The sequence below is a fragment of the Streptomyces graminilatus genome (assembly GCF_001418565.1).
GTDB classification, from domain to species: Bacteria; Actinomycetota; Actinomycetes; order Streptomycetales; family Streptomycetaceae; genus Streptomyces; species Streptomyces graminilatus.
Genome location: NZ_LIQQ01000836.1, coordinates 1 through 2,593, shown reverse-complemented (window position 1 = coordinate 2,593; position 2,593 = coordinate 1). Strand labels below are relative to the sequence as shown.

Below are 2,593 nucleotides of genomic sequence, written 5' to 3'. Positions count from 1 at the left end.
CTGGCGTGTCTGGGACGTGTCGTCGCGGCGGCAAGTGGCCGTGGGGCGGCTTCCCGTCGGGGCCATGGCCGAGGCTGTTGCCCCCGATGGGCGGACCCTCGTGCTTCGTACCGCCGCCGGGGTGGGGCTGTGGGACATGGCCGCCGGGCGCTGGACCGGGGGAAAGGCCCCGCTGCCGCTCACCGCGCAGGTCTCCTTCGGTGGCGACGGGCATACGTATCTCGTCCAGGACGGGGACCAGGTGGAGTTGCGGGCCGTCGCCGACGGCAAGGTGCTGGCCCGGAACCGGGCGAGCGGGGTGACCCGGCCCGCCGCGAGTGCCGACAACCGGCTGGTCGCGCGCTGTCTCGACCGAGGGGGGCCGCAGGTGTGGGACACCGGTACCGGCCGCACCGTCCCCGGGCCCTGGGAGCGGAGCGACGGTTTCTGCGACGGCGACGACTCGCAGCAGTTGCTGTTCGGCGCGGGCGACCGGCTCGCCGCGATCACCGGCGCCGGGGTCACCGTCTGGGACGTCCGCGCGGGCCGGGAACTGGCCGTGCTCGACGATCCGGGCATCACCTACGCCGAGTTCAGCGGTGACGGCACGTTTCTGGCGACGGCCGACAGTGCCGAGATCCGTGTCTGGCGGCTCACGAAACCGGACGCCCCCGTGTTCCGGCACGCCCTGGACAGCCAGCATGTGTACGACGGCCCGGCCTGGGACGACGGTGGGCGGGTCCTGCGCTATCTGGAGGGCGGCACCGTCCACACCGTCGACCTCGGCCCGGCGGTCACCCCGGCCTGGCGCGGCACCCGGCCGGCCGGGGTGACCTACAGCCCCGACGGCCGTCTCTACGCCACGGCGGAGCGCTCCGGCGGGCGGTACGTCTTCGAGGTCCGGGCCACCGCCGACGACCGTCCGCTGAGCAGCCTGCCCCCGGTGGACGTACCCGTCGCCCAGGCCCCCGCCACCTCGGCCGGCCCCTTGTCCCCCTTCCCGCTGATGGCGTTCAGCCCGGACGGCTCGGCACTCGCGTACGGCGTGTCGGCCTCCGGACCGCAGGGGATCGAGCAGCGGTTCACGGTGTGGGACACGGCTCGCCGCCGGACCCGTACGACGCTCGACCTGACCGGGGACCCGGTGGTGAACATCGCCCTCGGGCGGGACGGGCGCGCCTTGTACACCGCCCGCTCCGGGGTCCGGGACGTCTACGACGAGGTGTGGGCCACCCGCTCCCGCCGCCGGACGGCCGTGCTGCCGGGACTGGCGGGCGGTCTCCTGACCGTCCGCCCCGACGACGGCCTGCTGGTCGGCGACGGACGGCTCGCTTCGCTCCCGTCGGGCAGGGCCGCGGACCGCGACCTGGCGCAGGGCGCCCGGGTGGGTGCGGCGGCCTTCTCGGCCGACGGTTCGCTGCTCGCGGTCGGCGACGACTCGGGCCGGGTCACCCTGTGGGACGCGGCGGTGAGCCGGAGTGCCGGAGTGCTCGGCAACCTCTTCCCCGCACCGATCGGCAATGTCGCGGAGGCGGTGACCGCGGTGGCCGTGAGCCCCGACGGGGGGATGCTCGCGGTGGGCGGGGACGCGGGCAGTATCCAGTTGTGGGACGTGGCCACCCGCCGTCCGCTCGGCGCCCCGCTGACCACCCCCGGCGACGGCATCGAGTCGCTGGCCTTCTCGCCCGACGGCAGGACCCTCTACTCGGGCAGTCCGTACGTCCCGCTCCAGCGGTACGTCGTCGACCCGGGGCGCGCCGTCGAGCGGATCTGCGCCCGGGCGGGCACCGGCCTGACACCGGGCGAGTGGCGGACGTACGTACCCAGCGCGCCCTTTCAGCAGGTCTGCCGGAGCAACCGGGTCAGCCGGCGAGACGGGGAGTGATCCGCTTGGCCAGCGCCACGAGCCGGCCGGCGCCGTCCTTCGCGCCGTCGGGCTGCGCGAGGGTGAGCACCCAGACATGGGAGCCGGAGTTCCACACCACGAAGGCGACGCTCTGCTTCGGCTGGAGCACCTCGGCGCTCTCGCTGAAGGCGGCCTGACCCAGCCCGGTGACCTCGGCGACCTTCACATCGCGCATGCCCGCCGACGCGGGATCGCTCACCAGGCTCTGCGAGGCGGAGCGTTCGGTGGCGTAGGTGCGGGCGGAGGGGTTGAGCGTCAGCAGGGACGTCCGGTCGCCGGTGGTGTAGCTGCACGAATCGAGCGCCGTGCCCTTGTTGACGGCGGCGCGCGGGACCGGCTTGGGGCCGGTCAGCACCTGGCCGGCGGCGGCCGTGTCGAGGACGCCGCACAGCTTGGACGGCGGCAGGGTCTTCATCGACGGGGAGGCGGCGGGCGTCGGGACGGAGGAAGGACCACCGGAAGGACCACCGGAAGGGGCGCCGGAGGGGGCGCCGGAAGGCGGGGCGGTCGTCGCCTGACCGGTGGGGTTCGGGCTCGGGGCGGCGCCGCTCGTCGTGGCGGTGCCGCTGCCGGAGCAGGAGGCCAGCAGGCCGCACATGACGGCGGCGGCTGCGGGGAGGACGGTGCGGGAGAAGCGGCGCGGAATCATGAACGGTTTCCCTTGCAGGTCGAACAGGGGGAGGCCTGGCCCCCGCGGCGGATTCCGGG

Annotated in this window: 2 protein-coding genes; one reads left to right on the top strand and one right to left on the bottom strand. The window is 74.8% G+C overall.

Translation table 11 applies throughout. The annotated features are described in order from the left end of the window. A partial coding sequence (locus AOK08_RS42050; RefSeq protein WP_206743425.1) for a WD40 repeat domain-containing protein occupies positions 1–1,864 on the top strand: 1,864 nt, incomplete at its 5' end. On the opposite strand, the gene AOK08_RS42045 is transcribed toward AOK08_RS42050, so the two are convergent. After that, the gene (locus tag AOK08_RS42045; RefSeq protein ID WP_055535860.1) at positions 1,842–2,534 is read right to left on the bottom strand and encodes a hypothetical protein; all 693 of its coding nucleotides are present in this window, start codon (positions 2,532–2,534) and stop codon (positions 1,842–1,844) included. The two genes, AOK08_RS42050 and AOK08_RS42045, sit on opposite strands and share 23 nt — an antisense overlap. Positions 2,535–2,593 lie beyond the last annotated feature (59 nt).